The organism is Methylobacterium sp. WL18 (assembly GCF_008040015.1).
Classification (GTDB): domain Bacteria; phylum Pseudomonadota; class Alphaproteobacteria; order Rhizobiales; family Beijerinckiaceae; genus Methylobacterium; species Methylobacterium mesophilicum.
On sequence record NZ_VRVD01000698.1, the window covers coordinates 1 to 2,311 of the forward strand.

Annotated in this window: 2 protein-coding genes; both read right to left on the reverse strand. The window is 72.2% G+C overall.

From position 1 onward, the window contains the following. On the reverse strand, positions 1 to 1,046 hold a 1,046-nt coding region (locus tag FV228_RS27135; RefSeq protein WP_281406540.1), incomplete at its 3' end, for a cache domain-containing protein. Positions 1,047 to 1,278: 232 nt separating this feature from the next. After that, positions 1,279 to 2,311 (reverse strand): GGDEF domain-containing phosphodiesterase (locus FV228_RS27140; protein WP_147857352.1); only part of this gene is annotated, 1,033 nt, incomplete at its 5' end.

The window sequence follows — 2,311 nt, forward strand, 5'->3', positions numbered from 1 at the left end:
GCCCGGGCCGCCTCGGCCTGGGCGAGCTGATCCTGCGCGCGGGCCTGCCGGCGGCCGAGCAGAACCAGCGCGAGCAGGCCGAGATCGAGCAGGAACGCCGCCACCCCCACGATGGTCGCCTGCTGGTGCGCGGCCGCCAGGCAGGCCTCCGCGGTGCGGCTGATGCTGAGGACCAGCGGGTAGTTCTTCAGGGCGTGGGCGGCGATGAGCCGATCCTGGCCGTCGATCGGGCTGACGGTGCGCAGGACGCCGCCCTGCGCGGTCCGGGCGGTGATCAGGGATGCGCCCGCGCGGGGGAAGATCCGGCCGATCGTCCCCTCGCGGTGCGGATGCCGGACCAGCAGCATGCCGTCGTTGCGGAACAGGGACACCACGGCGTCGTCCGCCGGCGCGATCTGATCGTACAGGCCCTCGAAATAGCTCAGCTCGACCGCGCCCAGGATCAGGCCCAGGAACGTGCCGTCCGGGGCCGCGACCTTCCGGGCGATGTAGATCGTCCAGGCGCCGTCCCCCCGGTTCGGGACCGGGCGGCCGACGTAGCGCTGCAGGGTCGGGTCGGCGGACAGCGCCTTGAAGTAGTCCCGGTCGGCGATGTTGACGGCCGGGATCGGCCAGTAGCGGCTGAAGTTGAGCAGCCGTCCGGTCCGGTCCACCAGGGTGATGGCGTTCGCCTGCGGCAGCGCCGCGATCCAGGTCTTCAGCGCCGTGTGCATGGACGGACGGGACGCCGCCTCGGCATAATGCTCGCCGTCGGCGATCCCCGCCTGGCGGAACTCGGCCAGCACGGCGTCCTGGACGAGTTCGATCGCCTGCAGCGCCCGGTCCGCCTGGTCGGCCAGGACCGTGGCGAGGCCGCCGAGGCTGCGCTCGTTGTCGTCGACCGCGCGCGTCTCCAGGTGGGCGATGAACAGGGCGGCCGCGGCCGTGATCACCAGCGCGAGACCGATGGCCGTCCAGGCGCGCAGATCGCAGGTGTGCCGCCACCGCAGCCGGCGCAGATGCCGGGCCGCCCGAGCGACGAACAGGAAGATTGACTTCGAACCCACCAGGTCACGCTCAGACTACGCTCTATAATAGGGCTATATTGTCCCCGTTAATGAGTTGTTGTGCCGAATGCGTAAACCGGCGGACAATCCTGTCATACATCCTTCTCGATGGATGGCCGCCCGCGTTCGCGAACAGGAGGGCGCGAACGCGGGAAGCGGGCGCGGCGCCCGGTTCGCCTTTCGGCGGGGCGCGTCCGCTCCCTGCCCCGTCCCGAACGGACGAGGCGGGCGCCTACCCGGCCGCGCGCAGGGCCGGGACCGGTGTCAGCCACGCGCCGGTCTCCGGGCGCTCCGCCATGAGGCGCGTCAGGGCGGCGGCCGGCATCGCCCGCCCGTAGTGGAAGCCCTGGCCGACCTTGCAGCCCAGCGCCCGCAGGACGACCTCCTGGCCCTCGGTCTCGATGCCCTCGGCGACCGTGTCGAGGCCGAGGTCGTTGCCCATCCGGATGATCGCGCGGGTGATCGCGGCGTCGTTGGCCTCGGTGAGCAGGTCGCTCACGAAGGTGCGATCGATCTTCAGGGTCGTCAGCGGGAAGCGCTTGAGGCTGCTCAGCGAGGCGTAGCCGGTGCCGAAATCGTCGAACGCGATCCGAACGCCCATTGCGCGCAGGTCCCGGATCGTCCCGAGGGTGCGGTCGTCGTTCTGCAGCACGACCCGCTCGGTGATCTCCAGCTCCAGCGCCTCCGGCGGGACCCGGTGGCGGGCCAGCGCGTCGGAGACCTCGCGGACGAGGTTTCCCGTCTTGAACTGGGCGGAGAACAGGTTCGCCCCGACCCGGAACGGCGGCAGTCCCTGGTCCCGCCAGGCCGCGATCTGCCGGCAGGCGGCGTCCAGCACCCAGGCGCCGACCGGGAGCGCCAGCGGGCTCATCTTGATGGCCGGGAGGAACGTGCCGGGCAGGAGCAGGCCGCGCTCCGGGTGCTGCCAGCGGAGCAGGGCCTCGGCGCCGACGAGCCGGCCGCTCGTGAGGCAGATCTGCGGCTGGTAGTGCAGCACCAGCTCGTCGCCGTGCAGGGCGCGCAGCAGCGCGTCCTGGGTGTTGCGCAAGGCCGCCGCGGCATGGCGCATCTCGGAGGCGAACATCCGGGCGGCGCCGCCGCCCTCCTGCTTGGCCCGGTACAGCGCGAAATCGGCGCTGGCGAGCAGCTCCTCTCCGTCGCGGCCGTGCTCGGGGGCGAGGGCGAAGCCGATGCTCGCGCCGGCCCGCAGCACGTGCGTCCCGACCACCACCGGGTCCGCCAGCGCGGCCAGGATCGCGGTGGCG